Origin of the sequence: Planktotalea sp. (genome assembly GCF_965659345.1) — a bacterium.
GTDB lineage: Bacteria > Pseudomonadota > Alphaproteobacteria > Rhodobacterales > Rhodobacteraceae > Planktotalea.
On record NZ_CBFHVK010000003.1, the window covers coordinates 127466 to 145860 of the forward strand.

An 18395-nucleotide genomic window follows, 5' to 3' on the forward strand; every position below is an offset into this window, starting at 1 on the left:
CCGTGCTGTTTCCAAAATGGCTACAGTGGGTTCTGGGCGCGTTTGCGCGCGAATTGGGACCTTTTTCAGAAAATTTAGCGCCAATTGTGTTCAACCAACGGCAAGGTTGTTTCCGAACCAACAACAAACGCGCCCAACTTGCTGTGGACGCGTTCCGTAAGGTTTGACTAGTTATTCTGGCCTTTGCCGAGACTTACGTTTGCGTTTAGATCAGAAGGTCAAACGTGTTCATCAACGGCAACGTGCGGGCACGTTCACCTGTCAAATCGAAGATCGCATTCGTAAGTGCCGACATAGACGGTGGTGTGCCGGGTTCACCCGCACCACCGATGTGGCCACCGCTCGCCAGGACTTTTACTTCTGTCGTAGGCGCGTTGTGAATGCGCAAAGCGTCGTAGTCCGGGAAGTTTCCTTGCTCAACAGCGCCGTCTGCAAAGGTGATCTCGCCATAGACTGCAGCGGAGAGACCATAGATCATGCCGCCATACAGCTGGGCCTCAAGGTTGCCCGGATCAAGGATGGTGCCCAAGTCTGCGGCGATCCAAGCCTTGTTGATACGAATTGTTGAATCCTCATCCACAACTTCGATCACCATCGCAACAGGGGTTCCAAAGCTATGCGCAAAAGCGACACCGCGCCCGATGCCGTCTTCGGTCTTGCCTGTCCACCCCGACATATCGCGCACCGCTTCGAGCACCGCAGCAGAGGGCGCATGTTCGTCACGCATCATATCAAGGCGGAATTCCAGTGGATCCGCCTTGGCTGCATGGGCGAGTTCATCCAAGAAACTGTCATGCATGAAACCATTGACCGAATTGCCCACAGAGCGCCAAAAGCCGAGCGGAATATTCATCGGGGTTAGAAACCCTTGAATACGGTAGTTCGGAATTTGGTAGGGCTGATCAAAGGCACCCTCCACGTGGACCTTATCAGCGCCGGCCGCAGAGAAATCCATCAAACGCTTCATAGCGCTTGCGGTTACAGACGGTCCTGCAACACGCCCGTCAAGCAGGACCGCTTTGCCATCTTTCACGGCACCCGTGTAGCGCCCAATCGCGGCTGGGCGGAACATGTCATGGCGCATGTCTTCTTCGCGCGTCCATGTCACTTTTACTGGAACATTAGGCATCTCTTTTGCGACTTTTGCAGCGATGACGCCAAAGTCTGTTTCGCTGCGCCGTCCAAAACCGCCGCCCATCAGTGTGGTGTGCAAAGTCACTTGTTCAGGCTCGAGCCCAACCGCAACAGCGCACTGATCACGCATCAACGTAGGCGCTTGATTGCCACACCAGACTTCTAACGCATCCCCTGTGAAATGGGCGGTGGCGTTCATCGGCTCCATTGTTGAATGCGCAAGGAAAGGCATACGGTATTCGGCTTCGATGACGTCCGCGCCTTCGATTGTTGTTTCCACATCGCCATCATCACGCAGTGTCGAGTTGGCTTTGCCCGCGAAGCTTTCTTCAATCGCTTGTATGATCTCGCTTTGCTCGGCGGGGTAGGGTGCGTCGGCCCAGTCCGCCTCAACCGCATCAGCGGCTTGAAACGCAAGCCATGTGTTCGAGGCGATGACGGCATAACCATCCTCGAGCGCAATCACTTTTTCTACGCCTGTCATTGCTTCCGCCGCGCTTGCATCCATCGACTCCATGGGCGCACCAAGGCGTGGGTTCATGCGCACCGTCGCGTATTTCATTCCCTCAACACGCACATCGACACCAAACTCAGCGGTACCAGTGGCTTTTCCAAGCATGTCAACGCGCGGCATGGTTTTACCGATGTATTTCCACTCTGACTGCGGACGCAACTCAACTTGAGGCGGGTCAATCTTTGCCGCTGCTGCAGCCAGATCAGAGTAAGAGATAGAGTTCCCATCTGGCGTATAAACGCGACCGTTCATTGTTTTCAGGCTGTGTGCGCTGATATTGAACGCATCAGCGGCTGCTAGTTTGAGGGTTTCGCGTGCGGTTGCACCGGCACGACGCAGACGGTCATAACCATCCATCATCGACGTGGAGCCACCCGTCATTTGCATACCAAGTAGCTTGTTCACTTCGCCAATGGCTTCGGACATGGTTTGCATCAACGCACTTTTTGAGTACTCGGGCACTGGTAAAACAGCCCCCATGAGTGCGCTATTGTAATAGGCTTTCGCAGGGGGGCCGTGCAGTACGCGTACATCTTCCCAGGCTACGTCCAGCTCTTCTGCGGCAAGTGCCGCGAGGGTCGTGTGCACCCCTTGACCCATTTCCGCGCGTGGCGTGATGATTGTGACGCCCTCTTGGTCAATGAAGATAAATGGATTGAGCGCGGCCTCGTTCGGGCCGGCCTCAAGCGGATTTTCCAAGGGGCGTGTGTATTTGTAGGCACCAAAGGCAACACCACCAACTATGGCAGCAGAGCCAATCAGGAATGTGCGGCGCGCGATCTTTTTGAAAGAGGCCATGATCTATGCTCCCTGCGTGGCTTTTGCAGCCGTGTGAATGGCGGCGCGGATGCGTGGGTAGGTGCCACAGCGGCACAAGTTCCCTTGCATCGCATCATCGATGTCTTGGTCCGTTGGCGCGGGGTTCTCTGCCAAAAGGCTGGCCGCTTGCATGATCTGCCCGGATTGGCAGTAACCACACTGTGCGACCTGATGTTCGACCCAAGCGGCTTGCAATGCATGTAAGCTCTCAGGTGTGCCAAGACCTTCGATCGTCGTGACAGCGCCGTCGACATCCGACAAAGCTGTTTGGCAGGACCGTACGGCAACACCATCTATATGGACGGTGCAGGCCCCACACGCGGCCACACCGCAACCAAACTTGGTGCCTGTCAGGTTCAGCTCGTCTCGCAACACCCACAAAAGGGGCACGTCGTCCGGCAGCTCGACGCTGCGTTCTGTTCCATTGACTGTTATCGTGGTGGCCATGCTCTTGCTCCTCTAACGGTTCTGACAAAAGTAGGTGATTGTGTCAGCGTGTCAATTGACAAAAATCATAAATTTTGTCAGGAATTTCGGATGAGCAGTGATCGACTTGAAATTGATAAGAAAAAAATCATCGCAGATGCAGCGTTTGCTGTCTTTGCGGAGCACGGATTTCGCAAGACCTCTATGCAATTGATCGCGCAAAAAGCGCAAATGTCGCGTCCCGCGCTGTATCTGCATTTCCAAAGTAAAGAAGATGTCTTTGGTTTTCTGGTCTTAAGCTTTTTCAAAAAGGTCGAGGCGCAGATACATACCCTTTTGGTCCCAGGCGCGGATCCGACATCTTTGCTAAGTGATGTCTTTGATGCCTTTGATCCAGACGGTGTGATGGCAGTGTTGTTAGATGCAGAGCACGGGGATGAACTGATGACCGTCAAAAACGAGAGCGTCCAAACTGAAATACAACAGATTGAAGCGAACATGTTGAAGGGCTTAACAAATTGGCTGTCAGATGAGTCTGAACAGGACCGCATCATATGCGCTGCGCCAGATATTACAGCACAGACAATTCTGTCATCCTACTATGGGCTCAAATCCCCGCGCCCGAGCTATCAGGTGTACAAGGCGCGCACTTCGCAACTGGCGCAGCTTTTGGGTAAAGGACTGCGTTCTTAATCTTTGCCAGTACGCCACATTTGCAGCTAACGTTCACTCGAGCCCTAAGTCCGCACGCAATTTCTTGGTAAGCTTGGCTTTGATCATCTCATAACTGGTCTCAATATGTGCTTTGAGTTCCACGTCGGGCAAGCCCGGGTCCTCATACACTTGCACCCATTTCATACCTCTAGAGGCGAGGTAGGGGGCGGGCCTTATGCCGGGCATGTCGCTCAACACCTCAAATGCCAGATCGCTGACTTTAAACGAAACAGCGCTTTCGCCATCCGACCAACCGCAAATGGCAAAGACCTTGCCGCCGAGCTTCCACACATCGCTATTGCCCCACTGCACGACATGACTTGTTTTGGGCAGGGATCTACAAAAGGCGTTGATTGCGTCGCGACTTAGCATAATGTTCCTTTCGTTTTTGATGTGATGGTTCTAATTTGGTATACCTTAGACTAGCTAGAAAGACGTCACGCGTGCAAAACTTAACCATCGCCAAGATGATCGACATTCCACCCGTCTGGTTGGTTGGTGTGTGCAGTCTGGCGTGGCTTCAAAGTCAGCACCTCAGCTTTGGTCTAAGCATCGAAAGCTGGTTCACGGATCTTTTGAGTGGTTTGTTGATTGGCGCAGGTCTTATTTTGATGCTTCTTGCGGTTACAGAGATGCGGAAACAGCGCACGACGGTCATTCCACATCTTGAAGCGCAAAAACTTGTGACAACAGGAATATTCAAGCGTTCCCGCAACCCGATCTATCTGGGCGATGTTTTGCTTCTTTCGGGTCTGATTCTGCGATGGGATGCAGTGTTAGCGCTCCCGATCATTCCGGTATTCTTAAGTATACTGGAACGACGCTTTATTATTCCGGAAGAAAACCGTCTTCGCAGCGCCTTCAAGGCAGATTTTTTCAAGTATTGTCAGTCGGTTAGGCGTTGGGTCTAGCTGTTATTCTTATTTCGCGACATAGAGACGCTAAAATCCGACATACGCTTGCGCCTTCACCGCGCGCCCATTAACCACTCAAGCAACATTGTGCCGCTCGGCCAGTGATTTGGCTTTTATTATTACAAAGGGGGCAGATCTTTGAAAATCGGAACACCTAAAGAAGTGTTCGAGGGAGAAAACCGCGTAGGCATGACGCCTGAAAGCGCGAAGCAACTCCAGAAACTCGGATATGACTGCATCATCGAAGCGGGCGCTGGCGCCAACGCTGGATTTTCTGACACGCTCTACAAAGAGGCTGGCGTTGAAGTCGTAAAGACCGCCGCCGCACTTTGGAAAGACGCGGACATCGTCGCAAAAGTGCGCCAGCCAGAAACGGCTGAGCTGAAACGCATGCGCGAAGGCCAGACTTTGATTTCCTTCTTCACACCTGCCGCGAACGACGCAGGCATGGATGCGGCGAAGAAAAAGGGCACGAACGTGATTGCCATGGAAATGGTCCCACGTATCAGCCGCGCTCAAAAGATGGACGCGCTGTCCTCGATGGCGAATATCGCGGGCTACCGCGCTGTGATTGAAGCGGGCAACAACTTCCCACGCTTCTTTACAGGCCAGATCACCGCGGCGGGCAAGGTTCCGCCAGCGAAGGTTCTGGTGGTTGGTGCTGGTGTAGCTGGTCTCGCGGCAATCGGTACATCCACATCGCTTGGCGCGATCACATACGCCTTCGACGTACGTCCAGAAGTGGCGGAGCAGGTCGAGAGCATGGGAGCCGAGTTTGTCTTCCTCGACTTTGAAGAAGAGCAGGCAGATGGTGCCGCGACGGGTGGTTACGCCGCTGTGTCCAGCCCAGAGTTCGCCGCGGCTCAGCTTGCCAAGTTCCGCGAAATTGCGCCGGACATGGACATCGTCATCACGACAGCGCTGATCCCGAACCGCGAAGCGCCAGAGCTTTGGACCAAAGATATGGTCGAAAGCATGAAACCCGGCTCTGTTATTGTCGATCTTGCCGCCGAAAAGGGCGGCAACTGCAAGATGACTGTGATGGACGAGAAGATCGTCACGGACAACGGCGTGACAATCATCGGCTACACCGATTTCCCATCACGGATGGCGGCACAAGCGTCAACGCTATACGCGACAAACATCCGTCACATGATGACTGATTTGACACCTGAAAAGGACGGCCAAATCAATCACAACATGGAGGACGACGTCATTCGCGGCGCGACAGTCACGTTTGACAAAGAGATCACCTTCCCACCACCACCACCGAAGGTACAGGCGATTGCTGCCAAGCCTAAGGAAGTGGTGCCAGAGCTGACGCCTGAAGAAAAGCGCGCGGCTGAAACAGCAGCATTCAAAGCGCAGACCAAACAGCAAGTCACATTGCTCGCGGTTGGTGCGGCCTTGCTCTTGGGCGTTGGTCTTATCGCGCCTGCAAGCTTTATGCAGCACTTTATCGTCTTCGTTTTGGCCGTGTTTGTGGGTTTCCAAGTCATCTGGGGCGTCGCGCACAGCTTGCATACACCACTGATGGCGGTGACGAATGCGATTTCTTCGATCATCATTCTGGGCGCTTTGATGCAAATTGCATCGGGTTCCTTCTTGGTGATCCTGCTCGCAGCGCTGTCGGTCTTTATGACAGGCATCAATATTTTCGGCGGCTTTCTTGTGACACGGCGCATGCTCGCCATGTTCCAGAAATCGTAAGGGGGCTGGTTCAATGGAATTTGGTTTTACAACAGCAGCTTACGTAGTTGCAGCGGTTCTGTTCATTCTGTCTTTGGGCGGACTGTCAGGCCAAGAAAGCGCGAAACGCGCGGTATGGTATGGCATCGTGGGCATGGCGCTCGCGGTGGCAGCAACGCTTGTTGGCCCCGGTTCGGGCTACTGGTTCGTTTCGCTTGTGATGATCATTGGTGGTGGTGCAATCGGTTACCAACTGGCAACGAAAGTGCAAATGACGCAGATGCCAGAACTGGTCGCTGCGATGCACTCGCTTGTGGGTTTGGCGGCGGTATTCGTCGGCTTGATCGCGCATATCGAGTTGGGCCGCGTTTTGGCGATGGACGATGCCGCAAAGAAATCCCTTGAGGGTTTTGCTGCTCTTCTGGCCAAGAAAGACGGTGTTGAGATCGGCATTCTGCGGGTTGAGCTGTTCCTTGGTATCTTCATCGGTGCGATCACTTTCACAGGCTCTGTCATTGCGTATGGCAAGCTTGCGGGCAAAGTAGATAGCGCGGCAACGAAGCTTCCCGGTGGTCACATGCTCAACGCGGGCGCGGCGATCCTGTCGGCGGTCTGCTTGATCTGGTACATGAACACGGGCGGTTTCTTCCCATTGTTCTTGATGACTTTGGCAGCTTTGTTCATCGGCTATCATTTGATCATGGGCATCGGCGGCGCGGATATGCCTGTCGTTGTGTCCATGCTGAACAGCTATTCTGGTTGGGCGGCTGCCGCGATTGGTTTCTCCCTTGGGAACGACCTGTTGATCGTTGTTGGTGCGCTTGTTGGTTCCTCCGGCGCGATCCTCAGCTACATCATGTGTAAGGCGATGAATCGTTCATTCGTCAGCGTTATCTTGGGTGGCTTCGGTGGCCCTGCGGGTGAGCAGATGGCGGTTGAAGGCGAGCAAGTGGCAATCGACACTGATGGTGTTGCGACAGCGCTGAATGAAGCCGATAGCGTCATCATCATCCCAGGCTACGGTATGGCGGTTGCACAAGCGCAAGCGACCGTGGCGGAATTGGTGCGCAAGCTACGTGCGAAGGGCAAAAACGTGCGTTTCGCGATCCACCCTGTTGCGGGTCGTTTGCCAGGTCACATGAACGTTCTGCTGGCTGAGGCAAAAGTGCCTTATGACATCGTGATGGAAATGGACGAGATTAACGAAGACTTCCCTGATACGGACGTCGCTATCGTGATCGGCTCCAATGACATCGTGAACCCAGCGGCGCAGGATGATCCGAACTCCCCGATTGCAGGCATGCCAGTTCTTGAGTGCTGGAAAGCCAAGCAAGTGTTCGTCTCCAAGCGTGGTCAGGGTACGGGTTACTCTGGCATCGAGAACCCGCTGTTCTTCAAGGACAACACGCGGATGTATTATGGTGACGCGAAAGAGAGCCTCGACAAGCTTTTGCCAATGATCGACTGATCAACCGCCAACTTTAAGTGATAGAGAAAGCCCCGCTATTTAGTGGGGCTTTCTTTTTGACAGCTGCGATCTACCTGTCATTCGTAATAATGAAGGATCTTATTTAATGTTTTTTAAACACGCGTTGACCCTCGCAGCTTTCGCCATTTGCAGCGCGTCATTCGTGCAAGCCGATATCTCTGCCCGCTTCATCGAAGGTGCGCCGAAAGATCGTTTCGAGATCACTTCCACCTCGGACTGCTTGAGTGGGCCGGTGAAGGTGACAATCAACTTGGATGGTTCCGCAGGTGGTTTGATCTTTGACACGACGGCGGCTGGGGCAGGGGTGGAAGTGTTCCAACCCTTTGAGCTGACTTCAGGCGGGTCACTTGTAGAACAGTCGCCAAGCGTGATGGATGGCGATAAGGCACTGAGTATCGGTTTGAGCGCCTTGCCAAAAGGGCAGACAGTGGCCTTCACATTAGACGTCGATGACACAGGCGGCGCACGCGAAATCACTGTGAATGGCGGAGAAATCGCGGGTGCGTCTGTGGTCCTTATGGCTGATGGCGAACGAAAGGCCGCGACATTCGGGGCCGATGCCAAGGCTGTGCTTGCGAACAGCGGTTGTAACTCCTAATCTTTCAAAGGAATGCAGTGTATACCTTTGCATTCCCTTAACGCATTATAATTTAACGATTTTTTCCTTTTCAAAATGCTGATGGCGAACTAGGTTAAAGTCAAACGCCCTCAGTACTTAGGTAAACGCCGTGCCCCCCGTTCAAGACCACCCTTTGCGCTTTCAACTCTCTAATGAGTTACATGCGCGTCCTTTTCCGACCCTAACTGCAGGCTCACGCGCGATTTTTTTGGCGCTAAAGCATCAGGATGCGACCCATCCAGAGGCAGCCAAGGCGGATCTGGATCACTTGATCAAACTGTTGGATCGTCACGGAGCACCACATCCGCAGCCAGGGGCAACTCATTACTTTGGCCAACTTGGCAAGCATCGATTGAAATGGGAACGACACACGGAGTTTGTGACCTTCACATTGCTGGTAGACGGTTTAGGGGAGCGCGCGTTTGACTCCTCTGATTTTGAATTTTTCCCGGAAGATTGGCTTTCCGAAGCACCGGGTCTTAGGATTACATCGTGCCTTCTGCGCATCGAACCGCAGCACGATACTGGTGTCATGCGTGAAAAGATGTCGGAATGGTTCGTGCGCGAAAGCCTCGCGGCAAGCTCTGTATTGGACAGCTCTGCGATCGTTGCTGGTGATTTTCATATTGATCCTGCGGGTCACTCGCGGTTTGCGATTTTCATTGCGGAGGGCGTGGGGCAGGGCCGAACGGGCCGTATTGTGCAGCGCTTGTTCGAGATTGAAACCTACAAAGCCATGTCCATGCTGGGCCTTGCAAAATCGCGTGAATTGTCCGGCCGTATGGGGCCGCTTGACCTAGAGTTGACGCAGCTGATGGAGCAAATGCAAACCACTGGTGACGATGCTGCGGGTCAGCTCGATGAACTGCTGCGCATTTCAACAGAGCTGGAAGGATTGCAGGCCAAGACCGCATTTCGTTTCGGGGCAACGGGCGCTTATGAAGCGATTGTGAACCAACGTATCCATATCCTGCGGGAGTTGCCTTGGGAAGGGCGACAGACCCTCGCGGAATTTATGATGCGCCGGTTTGACCCTGCCATGCGTACTGTGAAATCCACGCAAACGCGCCTTGCGACAATGTCAGAACGTGCCATGCGCGCCTCTGATTTGCTGCGAACGCGCGTTGATGTTGATCGATCTGCGCAAAACCAAAAGCTTATGGAGAGCATGAACAAACGTGCCGATCTACAGCTTCGCTTACAGCAAACGGTTGAGGGGCTTTCTGTCGTTGCAATCAGCTATTACGCAGTCTCTTTGGTGAGTTACCTGCTTTATCCGCTCACAGGTCTGACTGGCACGAGTAAGGGTCTATTAACGGCGGCTGTGACCTTACCTGTTGTGTTGCTGGTCTGGTGGATGGTGCGTCGTATTCGCGATCATTCTCAGGAATAAGTGCCTGACTTACTTTGTGCGCGCCCACCAAGTGGATGGCTTGATGCGCGCGCCTCTGTGACGATCCAAAGTCAGCGCAAACTTGCGCCACGGTGACAGGGCGAGCTTAAGCCAAAGCTTGTGCCGCCACTTTGAAAAGTCGCGATTAAAAGGGCAAACGCGCAGGCAAATGGCGCAATCAGAGGCCATTTTAGCCCAGAACCCAAAACACTTTTCTGCATTCGACGTCCATTTTCGCACTCCTTTGATAGAAGAGGTTTGCGTTGACACATCCGGCGGGCCAAATGGCAATGCCTTGACCGGGCATGCATCCGCACATTTTGTGCAAATATTGCAAAACTCAGCGACGCCCAACTTTTTAGGCTGATCGCTGTGAAGCGGCAAGGATGTGAAGATCTTGGAAAACCTGAGCCGCGGCCCAAATTCAGGCGTGATCACCATTTGATTGCGCGCATATTCACCAAGTCCCGCTTTCAACGCATAAGGAATAACCAGTGCTGTGTCGTTCATCGACGCGACGGCCTCATAGCCGAGATTGCGGATATAGGCAGCGAGTTGCATCACGATAGCGGCTTCATGACTGTATTCACGACCTGTGGCAGCCCCAGCAAGGGCGGAAGGATAGGTGGCGACCAATTCTGCGTCCATTTCGTGGCCCAGCACAATGACATGCGTGATCCCGCTCGGGAGGTGATTAGGGGCCGCGCTCATATCGCGTGTGTCGACGCGCGTTTCATAATGCCAGCGGTCGTCCAGCTCGGTCACAGCGCAAAGATCAGCACCAAAGAATTCTGCGATGCGTTTGATTTCTTTGCTCATGCGCTGTGGGTCGCCTATTTCCATTTGCTCAGCCGCAACAGGTGTGTCGTACGCAATAGGGGCTTGAAAGCCTTCGCGCTTGCCGTCCGCAGCGCCGCGCTCAGAAAGAATGTCAGAACTTAACCAAGATGCATTTCTCAGCGCAAAATCTCGTTGCGTAAAGCCATCGCCACGACGAGGTGCCGCTTCCATCCGATAAGACGCAAAGAAGCCGTCAGTTTTGGCGCTACGTATGCGCTCGTCCCAAAATGCACGGCTAAAGATATCGTTGCGTTGGCTAAAACGCTCAAAATCGTCTGTGATGTCTATGCCAGCATCTGAGTCTGAAAAAGACTTTGGGCCATTGCGGTGTGCGTTCATGCGCCAAGCTTACCCATGGCAACTCTTGCTGCAAGCTTGGGGTTTGAGTTTATTTGGAAAAATGAAGATTAGGCCCTGTCCTTCCGCTTCATTTTTCCAAATAAACTTACTGTCGAGCGAGATGGGTCATGACGAACGGTCGCGAATAGACGCGACGTGTCGTAGCGACGCTTTCACATATTGGGCAACGCATAGGGAGAAAGACATGAAAATCGGATTTATTGGACTTGGAAACGTTGGCGGAAAGCTCTCTGGCAGCCTGTTGCGAAACGGTGCCGATCTTGCGGTCTATGATTTGGACGCTGATCTGGTGGCCGCGTTTGTTGAGAAAGGTGCGAGAAGAGGCGAAAGCCCTGCAGAGCTTATGCGCACCTGTGATGCGGTGATCACGTGTTTGCCAAGCCCTGCAGCGTCAGATGCGGTTATGCAAGAGATGTTGCCAGAAGTGCGGGCGGGTAAAATTTGGATGGAAATGTCCACAACGGACGAAGCCGAAGTCAAACGGCTTGGGGCGCAAGTGATTGCTGCAGGGGGAGCGGCGGTTGATTGTCCGGTCTCTGGTGGGTGCCACCGAGCTGACACAGGCAATATTGCGATTTTTGCAGGCTGCGCGCGAGAAACCTTTGAGCGCATTTTACCGCTTCTCACGATAATGGGGCGACGTGTTTTGCACACAGGCGAACTTGGATCCGCGAGCATATTAAAGGTCATCACAAATTATCTGGCGACTGCCAACCTCGTTTCAGTTGCAGAAGCACTAACAGTGGCCAAGGGCGCAGACATGGATCTTGGCACAGCGTTTGAAGCCATTCGGATTTCGTCGGGCAATTCGTTTGTGCATGAAACCGAGAGCCAAGTCATTTTGAACGGAAGTCGCGATATTTCGTTCACGATGGACCTTGTGGCGAAAGATATTGGTTTGTTTCAAGCCGTCGCAGATCGTGCAAATGTGCCGCTGCAACTGAACCCATTGTTGATTGATATCTTCAACGATGGAATCGAGCGGTTTGGAGAGAGAGAACTTTCACCCAATATTATCAAGCGTTTGGAGGAAGTCACCGGACTGGACGTCACCGCGCCCGGCTTTCCTGCAGAAATGACAGATGACGAACCCGAGGAAAGGGGTGCCGAAGTGATCGTGCGACGTTAGTGCCGCCGGGCTCTAAGAGCGCTCGCAATTTTGAGGCAGAGCAGATAGGGGAGCGCCAAAGCAAACTTCGCGCAAGGTGTTCCCATGTCTGATCCGGTTATTGCCACTCTTACAGCGTCGCCGCCACGTCGTTGGACGGGCACCGTGATGCTGAGCTTTTTGGGCGGCTTGCTGATTTATCTGGCTTTGTCTGTTTCTTTCAGCGCTTCGCAACTCATCCTGTTACTCTGCGGTGTGTTTGCCCTGTTTTCGGCAAGTCGTTTGTTTGTGGCTACGGCACAAGTGATAGAGCTCACCCAAACGGAGTTGCGTGTGAAAGATGGGGCGGTGCTTGCCAAGCTCGCAGACATCGTACAGGTCGAGCGCGGAGCCTTCGCGTTCAAACCCTCGAACGGTTTTCTGATCACCACCAAAGACAGCGGCCCTAAGCGGTGGTCACCCGGTATGTATTGGTGTTTCTCGCGTCGGATCGGCATTGGCGGAGTAACGGGTGCGCCCCAAAGCAAAGGCATGGCAGAAGCAATTGCAGTTCTTATTGCTGAGCGCGATTTAAAGAGCAAAACCTAGACGCCCAACACAAAAGCGCCGCTCTGAACAAGTCAGCGCGGCGATTTAATCAAGTTATAGAGAGCTTACCCGTTTTGGTCCCAAACGATTTGCGGTGCATATCGTGGGCGGGTGAAGACGAACGTCTCAATCACCCTAGGCTCCAGCCCAACGCTGAAGGCTGGGTCATAGTCAGACGCAGTTTCTACAAGGATGATCCGCTCATTGTCGATCAATGTTGGGAGCAACGTGTTGTATTCTGTCACGTCACGTGTGCGTAGACGTGGAATGTCGCCGCGACGCTTTGACCAGTCTACTTTGAATACGCTGCCTTGGGCGTCCCAGCGCAACAGAGTAACGCGAAGAGCGGTTTCACCCGGGCTTAGACCTGAGAGGTCTTTATAGATGTTGCGCGCATTCGTCATATACGATGGCGTGATCGGTTGCGTTTCACGGCTGATCATATCGCTGATGGCGTATGCAGACTTTTCTGCGACCGCTTGTGCGCGGAAGGCTTCAAAATAGGTGAACATCGCCGCATAGGCCCAAAAGACCGCTGGAAAGATGATCGCCGCTTCGACAGAGGCGCTTGCCTTGGTCTCAGAGACGAAGCTGCGCAGCTTGTCGAGGATCAAGTGTTTTGTCAGGACAGAATTCTTCATAGCGATTACCTCGGTTCCTGGGTGAAGGCCGACACAGCAACAAGCGCGCTTTTGCCGTTCTGGTCCGTGGTCCGCTCAAGAGCGAGCTGAGACGTCGGGAAGATCGGATCATAGAGCATGCAAGCACGAACAATGACCAATTCGTTAGACTGGCCCGCCGCGAAGTTGCGCACAGGGTTCAACACTTCATTACCACCAGTGCTATGCTGCGCACAGTCCACTGTATTTGGCAGTCTGGTGTAGTTGCGTGGATCATTTGGGACCATTTCCAGACGCAGGTTCTGTTCACAGTCTTCAAAGATTGCAGCACCATCGCAGATCATCGCACGGACTTGGTCGTGTGTATAATTTGCGCCTGTGCCAACACGTACTTCACGCATTGCGATATCAAGGCCACGCTCAAGCAGGGTTTGGCGGATCGTGATCACACCCATCTCGATGCTTGAGGTTAGGATCATGATGAACACAGGGAACACCAGTGCAAATTCTACCGTTACGTTCCCACGCTCAGCGCGGCGGAAACGGCGGATTGTGTTGAGAAGCTTAATCATTGTGTGAGCCTCAGCTGGTTAATCTGGCGCGCGATTGCGTCAAATGCTTCGGAGATTTCGATACCTTCAACTCGGAAGAAGTGGCTTGGCGAAGAGGCGCAGTTCTCCATGACGTTTGCGCCGTGATCGTCGACCTCAAAACCGATGGACCAGATCACGATACCTGCTTCTTTAGAAGCGTCGCAGATATTGTCGAGTAGGGCATCGCCCTGTGCAGCGTCGTACTTCCACCAGTAGTAGTTTCCACGGTAGTAAGAGTTCACGTTGCGGTAGAGGTAGTACCAAAGGTTGTAGCGGCTCCAGTGGTAGTAATCCGAAGGTGAGTCGTATGCCCAGCTTTTGATACGTTGTGCGGAGCTGTTCTTACCATCTGTCATCAAAACCACTGTTTTGAGCGTTTCCACATCATTAAACGCTGCAGGACGGCTGCTAAACGCGTTGTCGATATCGTTGCTGTTCACCAGCGCGTTAACAACAGGGTTGAATGCAGGATCGAGCATTGCAGCGGCCCATTTCATACCCATAAAGATCTGAGTACCAGCGCGTGGCTGCATCTGTGCGATCTGTGCGTTGAGCGCGTTTGCGTCTTGGCTGAAGGGGGTGATGCGCTCATAGTCGTAGCGTGGACAAATCGTATCAGACAGCTGGTTCCAGCCTGGATAGTTCCATTGGAAGTGCTGCATCTGATCGTATTGAACGCTTAGATCAAGCTCAGTTTCGTCGTACGCAGAGTCATCCATTTCGATGCAGTGCGAATAGTTGTGACGGTGATTGACGTTGAGCTCATTGTAAATCTTTGGACCCGCATTCACATGCTGGGAGTAGGGCACCAGCGATACAGACACGAGGTCTTCATTTTCCGGGCTCAAGACAGTGTTCACGAACGACGTTGCCGCTGTTCGCATCTCTGCCATCTTGTTGCCGTCCTGCATTGAACCAGAGATGTCCAGAACCATTGATATTTCGACATTGGCAATACGCTCTTCAGCGACACCGCGTGCGGTTGCGTTCAACGTATCAACACCCGCCATGTTCATGAAAGCCGTGGTCGTGATAGATTGCGCTTCAGCACCAACTGTTTTGTAGTTAAGGCCCTGACTTACGCTGACATTGGACAGAAAGCTTTCAAGCCCTGCCGCCTCAAAGTAATCGTTCACGACGGTTTCGGGTGCGCGATCTTGATCAAGATCAGCGGCAGCAAGAATGGCACGATCTAACGTATGTTGAAGCGTGGCGCGATCCCGCTCGGAGCGCATCAGGTCAACGCCGATACCGCCCATGGTCAGGATCATCAAAATCATAATAACGGCGAAAATGACAAGGCTGCCATTCTCATCGCCTTTAAACGACGTAACAAGTTCGCGCCTTCTAGCGGTCCCTGTTTGCGGCTCTTGGCCTGAATGGTGAGTTATGTCCCGCATTTTTGCCGGTCCTTTCATGTCTTTCCCCCGGTTAACGAACTGGGTGGGGGCGTATTCGTCCGACAATCGGTTTGCTCTCGGCTTGTGGCGAAATTGGGGCAGCAAACGGGAGTTTACGTGCCTTGAATTTCGCAATTGGAAACAGAAAGGGGGGGCAAGCAAGGTATTGTTGCCAAAGTAGGCGATCCTAGGTGGATTCTCGAAAGAATCGCCTTTGAAACTTAAGGTATGAAGGACATTATCTTTTAGATCGCTTTACTTCAGTGGATTACTTTAATGGATTCCTAATAGAGTTCGATTAGCGACGGGGCAGTCGCCCGCGTCGGGATATTTGGAGATAGGTATGACCACGACACAAGAGCCAAGCTTCCGCGAGAGCGTCGATATGATGTTTAACCGTGCAGTTGCCTTGTTGGACCTCCCACCGGGACTTGAAGAAAAGATTCGTGTTTGCAATGCAACCTATACGGTACGCTTCGGCGTTCGATTACGTGGCAAGATTGAGACATTTACAGGGTATCGCTCTGTGCACTCCGAACATATGGAGCCTGTGAAAGGCGGAATTCGTTTCGCTATGGGTGTTAACCAAGACGAAGTGGAAGCGCTGGCCGCTTTGATGACTTATAAGTGTGCGCTGGTCGAAGCACCCTTCGGTGGCTCGAAAGGGGGCCTGCGTATCGATCCTCGAAAATACGAAGAGCATGAACTTGAGCTGATTACGCGCCGCTTTGCCTATGAGCTGATAAAACGCGATTTGATTGACCCAGCCCAGAACGTTCCTGCCCCTGATATGGGAACAGGTGAGCGTGAGATGGCTTGGATTGCCGATCAATACGCGCGCATGAACACGACTGACATCAACGCAAAGGCATGTGTGACCGGTAAGCCGTTAAATGCTGGTGGTATTGCTGGACGCGTCGAAGCAACCGGGCGAGGTGTACAATACGCGCTGCGCGCCTTTTTTAGGGATGCCAAAGGCGTTGAAAAGGCAGGTCTTACAGGAACGCTAGATGGCAAACGCGTCATAGTGCAAGGACTTGGCAACGTTGGATATCACGCAGCAAAGTTTCTGAGTGAAGAAGACGGTAGCAAGATTATCGCCATAATTGAACATGACGGGGGTCTGTTCAACGATAAGGGCCTCGATGTTGAGGCTGTGCGCACTTGGATTTCTGAAAATGGCGGTGTGTCTGGTTATGCGGACGCGCGCTATGTCGAAAATGGTGCAGTTCTAATGGAAGAAGAATGTGACGTTCTTATTCCCGCAGCCTTGGAAGGGGTCATTAACCTTAGCAATGCTGATCGCATAAACGTACCACTTATCATTGAGGCTGCGAATGGCCCGGTTACGGCTGGTGCAGATGAAATACTGCGCAAGAAGGGTACTGTGATCATACCGGACATGTATGCAAATGCTGGGGGTGTGACGGTCAGTTACTTTGAGTGGGTTAAGAACCTTAGTCATATCCGATTTGGCCGCATGCAGCGTCGTCAGGAAGAGGGCCGGCATCAGCTCGTTGTTGATGAGCTTGAGCGTCTTAGTTCGGATACCAATTTGGGGTGGGAGTTGTCGCCAGATTTCAAAGAAAAATATTTGCGCGGCGCAGATGAACTGGAACTGGTTCGGTCTGGTCTCGATGATACGATGCGCATTTCTTATCAAGCGATGGCCGATGTTTGGCACAGCCGTGATGATGTTGAAGATCTGCGTACGGCGGCCTATCTTGTTTCGATCAGTAAAGTTGCCGCAAGCTATCGTGCGAAGGGTCTTTAAGCTTTATTAATAAGCGAGCGACCAGACTTTGAACTTAATAAAAGCCTAAAAGAGACACGCAATGTCGTTGTGGCGTTGCGTGTCTTTTCGAATCCCGCTTAATTCAAAACTCTGTAACGTCGGAGGGAGAGGCATGCGGTTCTCAGCATTACGCATTCTCAAAGAAGGTCTGTCAGGCAACAAGGGTTGGAGTGCGCATTGGCGTGATCCGGAACCAAAGGCCGAATATGACGCCATTATTATTGGCGGAGGTGGGCATGGTTTGTCGACGGCCTACTATCTGGCGAAGAACCACGGGCTGACCAATATCGCGGTTCTTGAAAAAGGCTATATTGGCGGAGGTAATGTTGGTCGTAATACGACCATTGTGCGCGCCAATTACTTCCTCAATGGCAACTCCGAGTTTTACAGCCACTCTTTAAAGCAATGGGAAGGTCTCGAAGAAGATCTGAACTATAACGTTATGCATTCGCAGCGCGGATTGATTAACCTTTTCCATTCGGACGGCCAGCGTGACGCGTTCGTACGGCGTGGCAATTCCATGGTGAATCAAGGTGATGATGCGATTTTGCTGGACCGCGAGGGGGTGCGAAAGCATCTGCCTTATCTCGATTTCGATAATGCGCGTTTTCCTATCTACGGTGGGCTTTTGCATCCCCGTGGTGGTACGGCGCGTCATGATGCGGTGGCTTGGGGGTTTGCACGCGGCGCGGATATGCGCGGTGTCGATATTATCCAAAACTGTGAAGTGACGGGCATCGACATCGAAAATGGCGCTGTGACAGGTGTTCAAACCACACGTGGTGCTATCAAAACGAAAAAGATTGGCATGACCGTGGCCGGGCGCTCTGGCCAAGTGGCGGCAATGGCGGGCATGCGTTTGCCGATTGAAAGCCATGTGTTGCAAGCATTTGTGACTGAAGGGCTCAAGCCGGTTATTGATCATGTGATCAGTTTTGGAATGGGGCACTTTTATATCAGCCAATCGGACAAAGGTGGTTTGGTCTTTGGTGGCGATCTTGATTTCTACGCGTCCTATGCGTCGCGCGGGAACCTTCCGATGAAAGAGCATGTCATGGAGGCGGGAATGACACTGATGCCGATGATTGGCGAGGCGAAAGTACTGCGTTCTTGGGGGGGGATCATGGATATGACGCCTGATGGCAGCCCTATCATCGACAAGAGCCATATCGACGGTCTCTATATCAACTGCGGTTGGTGCTATGGCGGGTTTAAGGCGGTGCCTGGCTCGGGTTCCGTTTTCTCACATCTTATTGCAACGGATCAGTATCATAGCGAGGCGACGGGGTTCAGGCTCGATCGTTTCCGCACGGGTGCTGGTTTGATGGATGAAGAGGGCACCGGCTCTCAGCATAACTTGCACTAGGAGGGTTGAGAGTA

At 52.8% G+C, this 18395-nt stretch carries 17 protein-coding genes; 10 read left to right on the forward strand and 7 right to left on the reverse strand.

From position 1 onward, the window contains the following. Nucleotides 1-205: 205 nt before the first annotated feature. Both ACTG3Z_RS03175 and ACTG3Z_RS03180 read right to left on the reverse strand, forming a co-directional pair. Nucleotides 206-2446 (reverse strand): molybdopterin cofactor-binding domain-containing protein, encoded by a 2241-nt coding sequence (locus ACTG3Z_RS03175; RefSeq protein ID WP_439141195.1) that lies wholly within the window; start codon nucleotides 2444-2446, stop codon nucleotides 206-208. A 3-nt stretch (nucleotides 2447-2449) separates the two neighbouring features. Next, on the reverse strand, nucleotides 2450-2914 hold the full coding sequence (locus ACTG3Z_RS03180; RefSeq protein WP_439141196.1) for a (2Fe-2S)-binding protein: 465 nt from the start codon (nucleotides 2912-2914) through the stop codon (nucleotides 2450-2452). Nucleotides 2915-3004: 90 nt separating this feature from the next. Here ACTG3Z_RS03180 and ACTG3Z_RS03185 point away from each other — a divergent pair, with 90 nt between their 5' ends. Further along, nucleotides 3005-3586 carry a TetR/AcrR family transcriptional regulator gene (locus tag ACTG3Z_RS03185; RefSeq protein WP_439141197.1) on the forward strand — a complete coding sequence of 194 codons (582 nt, stop codon included), beginning with the start codon at nucleotides 3005-3007 and terminating at the stop codon, nucleotides 3584-3586. A gap of 33 nt (nucleotides 3587-3619) precedes the next feature. Here the strand turns inward: ACTG3Z_RS03185 and ACTG3Z_RS03190 are convergent, their stop codons facing one another. After that, nucleotides 3620-3979 (reverse strand): MmcQ/YjbR family DNA-binding protein, encoded by a 360-nt coding sequence (locus ACTG3Z_RS03190; protein WP_439141198.1) that lies wholly within the window; start codon nucleotides 3977-3979, stop codon nucleotides 3620-3622. Nucleotides 3980-4074: 95 nt separating this feature from the next. Between ACTG3Z_RS03190 and ACTG3Z_RS03195 the strand changes: the two genes are divergently transcribed. The 5 genes from ACTG3Z_RS03195 to ACTG3Z_RS03215 all read left to right on the forward strand — a co-directional run bounded on the left by ACTG3Z_RS03195 (nucleotide 4075) and on the right by ACTG3Z_RS03215 (nucleotide 9711). Beyond that, on the forward strand, nucleotides 4075-4518 hold the full coding sequence (locus ACTG3Z_RS03195) for a methyltransferase family protein (RefSeq protein ID WP_439141286.1): 444 nt from the start codon (nucleotides 4075-4077) through the stop codon (nucleotides 4516-4518). Nucleotides 4519-4659: 141 nt separating this feature from the next. Then, nucleotides 4660-6231 (forward strand): Re/Si-specific NAD(P)(+) transhydrogenase subunit alpha, encoded by a 1572-nt coding sequence (locus tag ACTG3Z_RS03200; protein WP_439141199.1) that lies wholly within the window; start codon nucleotides 4660-4662, stop codon nucleotides 6229-6231. Between the two features lie 13 nt (nucleotides 6232-6244). After that, nucleotides 6245-7678 (forward strand): NAD(P)(+) transhydrogenase (Re/Si-specific) subunit beta, encoded by a 1434-nt coding sequence (locus ACTG3Z_RS03205; RefSeq protein WP_439141201.1) that lies wholly within the window; start codon nucleotides 6245-6247, stop codon nucleotides 7676-7678. Nucleotides 7679-7784: 106 nt separating this feature from the next. After that, entirely contained in the window at nucleotides 7785-8297 is a 513-nt protein-coding gene (locus ACTG3Z_RS03210) for an aggregation factor core (protein ID WP_439141202.1), read from the forward strand. A gap of 130 nt (nucleotides 8298-8427) precedes the next feature. Continuing rightward, entirely contained in the window at nucleotides 8428-9711 is a 1284-nt protein-coding gene (locus ACTG3Z_RS03215) for a DUF3422 family protein (protein ID WP_439141203.1), read from the forward strand. A gap of 9 nt (nucleotides 9712-9720) precedes the next feature. Here the strand turns inward: ACTG3Z_RS03215 and ACTG3Z_RS03220 are convergent, their stop codons facing one another. Further along, nucleotides 9721-10890, reverse strand: a complete 1170-nt coding sequence (locus ACTG3Z_RS03220) for a reductive dehalogenase (protein ID WP_439141204.1) — start codon at nucleotides 10888-10890, stop codon at nucleotides 9721-9723. 205 nt (nucleotides 10891-11095) lie between these two features. On the opposite strand from ACTG3Z_RS03220, the gene ACTG3Z_RS03225 reads away from it, so the two are divergent. Both ACTG3Z_RS03225 and ACTG3Z_RS03230 read left to right on the forward strand, forming a co-directional pair. Further along, nucleotides 11096-12040 carry an NAD(P)-dependent oxidoreductase gene (locus ACTG3Z_RS03225; protein WP_439141205.1) on the forward strand — a complete coding sequence of 315 codons (945 nt, stop codon included), beginning with the start codon at nucleotides 11096-11098 and terminating at the stop codon, nucleotides 12038-12040. An 84-nt stretch (nucleotides 12041-12124) separates the two neighbouring features. After that, a complete protein-coding gene (locus ACTG3Z_RS03230) occupies nucleotides 12125-12607 on the forward strand; it encodes a hypothetical protein (protein ID WP_439141206.1) in 483 nt (160 codons plus the stop codon). Nucleotides 12608-12672: 65 nt separating this feature from the next. Here ACTG3Z_RS03230 and ACTG3Z_RS03235 read toward each other — a convergent pair whose 3' ends face one another. The 3 genes from ACTG3Z_RS03235 to ACTG3Z_RS03245 are packed head-to-tail and all read right to left on the reverse strand — an operon-like array spanning nucleotide 12673 to nucleotide 15220. Then, entirely contained in the window at nucleotides 12673-13248 is a 576-nt protein-coding gene (locus tag ACTG3Z_RS03235) for a TadE/TadG family type IV pilus assembly protein (protein ID WP_439141207.1), read from the reverse strand. Between the two features lie 5 nt (nucleotides 13249-13253). Further along, nucleotides 13254-13799 carry a TadE/TadG family type IV pilus assembly protein gene (locus ACTG3Z_RS03240; RefSeq protein ID WP_439141208.1) on the reverse strand — a complete coding sequence of 182 codons (546 nt, stop codon included), beginning with the start codon at nucleotides 13797-13799 and terminating at the stop codon, nucleotides 13254-13256. Next, nucleotides 13796-15220, reverse strand: a complete 1425-nt coding sequence (locus tag ACTG3Z_RS03245; RefSeq protein WP_439141209.1) for a pilus assembly protein TadG-related protein — start codon at nucleotides 15218-15220, stop codon at nucleotides 13796-13798. The genes ACTG3Z_RS03240 and ACTG3Z_RS03245 overlap by 4 nt, the downstream gene beginning before the upstream one ends. Nucleotides 15221-15563: 343 nt before the next feature. Between ACTG3Z_RS03245 and ACTG3Z_RS03250 the strand changes: the two genes are divergently transcribed. Both ACTG3Z_RS03250 and ACTG3Z_RS03255 read left to right on the forward strand, forming a co-directional pair. Next, entirely contained in the window at nucleotides 15564-16994 is a 1431-nt protein-coding gene (locus ACTG3Z_RS03250; RefSeq protein ID WP_439141210.1) for a Glu/Leu/Phe/Val family dehydrogenase, read from the forward strand. Between the two features lie 133 nt (nucleotides 16995-17127). Further along, nucleotides 17128-18381: a sarcosine oxidase subunit beta family protein gene (locus tag ACTG3Z_RS03255; RefSeq protein ID WP_439141211.1), complete on the forward strand. Its 1254-nt coding sequence runs from the start codon at nucleotides 17128-17130 to the stop codon at nucleotides 18379-18381. Nucleotides 18382-18395 lie beyond the last annotated feature (14 nt).

Excerpts from the sequence above, each read along its gene's own strand:
- ACTG3Z_RS03175 (WP_439141195.1), bottom strand. The coding sequence starts at position 2,446 with ATGGCCTCTTTCAAAAAGATCGCGCGCCGCACATTCCTGATTGGCTCT.
- ACTG3Z_RS03180 (WP_439141196.1), bottom strand. The coding sequence starts at position 2,914 with ATGGCCACCACGATAACAGTCAATGGAACAGAACGCAGCGTCGAGCTG.
- ACTG3Z_RS03185 (WP_439141197.1), top strand. The coding sequence starts at position 3,005 with ATGAGCAGTGATCGACTTGAAATTGATAAGAAAAAAATCATCGCAGAT.
- ACTG3Z_RS03190 (WP_439141198.1), bottom strand. The coding sequence starts at position 3,979 with ATGCTAAGTCGCGACGCAATCAACGCCTTTTGTAGATCCCTGCCCAAA.
- ACTG3Z_RS03195 (WP_439141286.1), top strand. The coding sequence starts at position 4,075 with ATGATCGACATTCCACCCGTCTGGTTGGTTGGTGTGTGCAGTCTGGCG.
- ACTG3Z_RS03205 (WP_439141201.1), top strand. The coding sequence starts at position 6,245 with ATGGAATTTGGTTTTACAACAGCAGCTTACGTAGTTGCAGCGGTTCTG.
- ACTG3Z_RS03210 (WP_439141202.1), top strand. The coding sequence starts at position 7,785 with ATGTTTTTTAAACACGCGTTGACCCTCGCAGCTTTCGCCATTTGCAGC.
- ACTG3Z_RS03220 (WP_439141204.1), bottom strand. The coding sequence starts at position 10,890 with ATGAACGCACACCGCAATGGCCCAAAGTCTTTTTCAGACTCAGATGCT.
- ACTG3Z_RS03225 (WP_439141205.1), top strand. The coding sequence starts at position 11,096 with ATGAAAATCGGATTTATTGGACTTGGAAACGTTGGCGGAAAGCTCTCT.
- ACTG3Z_RS03230 (WP_439141206.1), top strand. The coding sequence starts at position 12,125 with ATGTCTGATCCGGTTATTGCCACTCTTACAGCGTCGCCGCCACGTCGT.
- ACTG3Z_RS03235 (WP_439141207.1), bottom strand. The coding sequence starts at position 13,248 with ATGAAGAATTCTGTCCTGACAAAACACTTGATCCTCGACAAGCTGCGC.
- ACTG3Z_RS03240 (WP_439141208.1), bottom strand. The coding sequence starts at position 13,799 with ATGATTAAGCTTCTCAACACAATCCGCCGTTTCCGCCGCGCTGAGCGT.
- ACTG3Z_RS03245 (WP_439141209.1), bottom strand. The coding sequence starts at position 15,220 with ATGCGGGACATAACTCACCATTCAGGCCAAGAGCCGCAAACAGGGACC.
- ACTG3Z_RS03250 (WP_439141210.1), top strand. The coding sequence starts at position 15,564 with ATGACCACGACACAAGAGCCAAGCTTCCGCGAGAGCGTCGATATGATG.
- ACTG3Z_RS03255 (WP_439141211.1), top strand. The coding sequence starts at position 17,128 with ATGCGGTTCTCAGCATTACGCATTCTCAAAGAAGGTCTGTCAGGCAAC.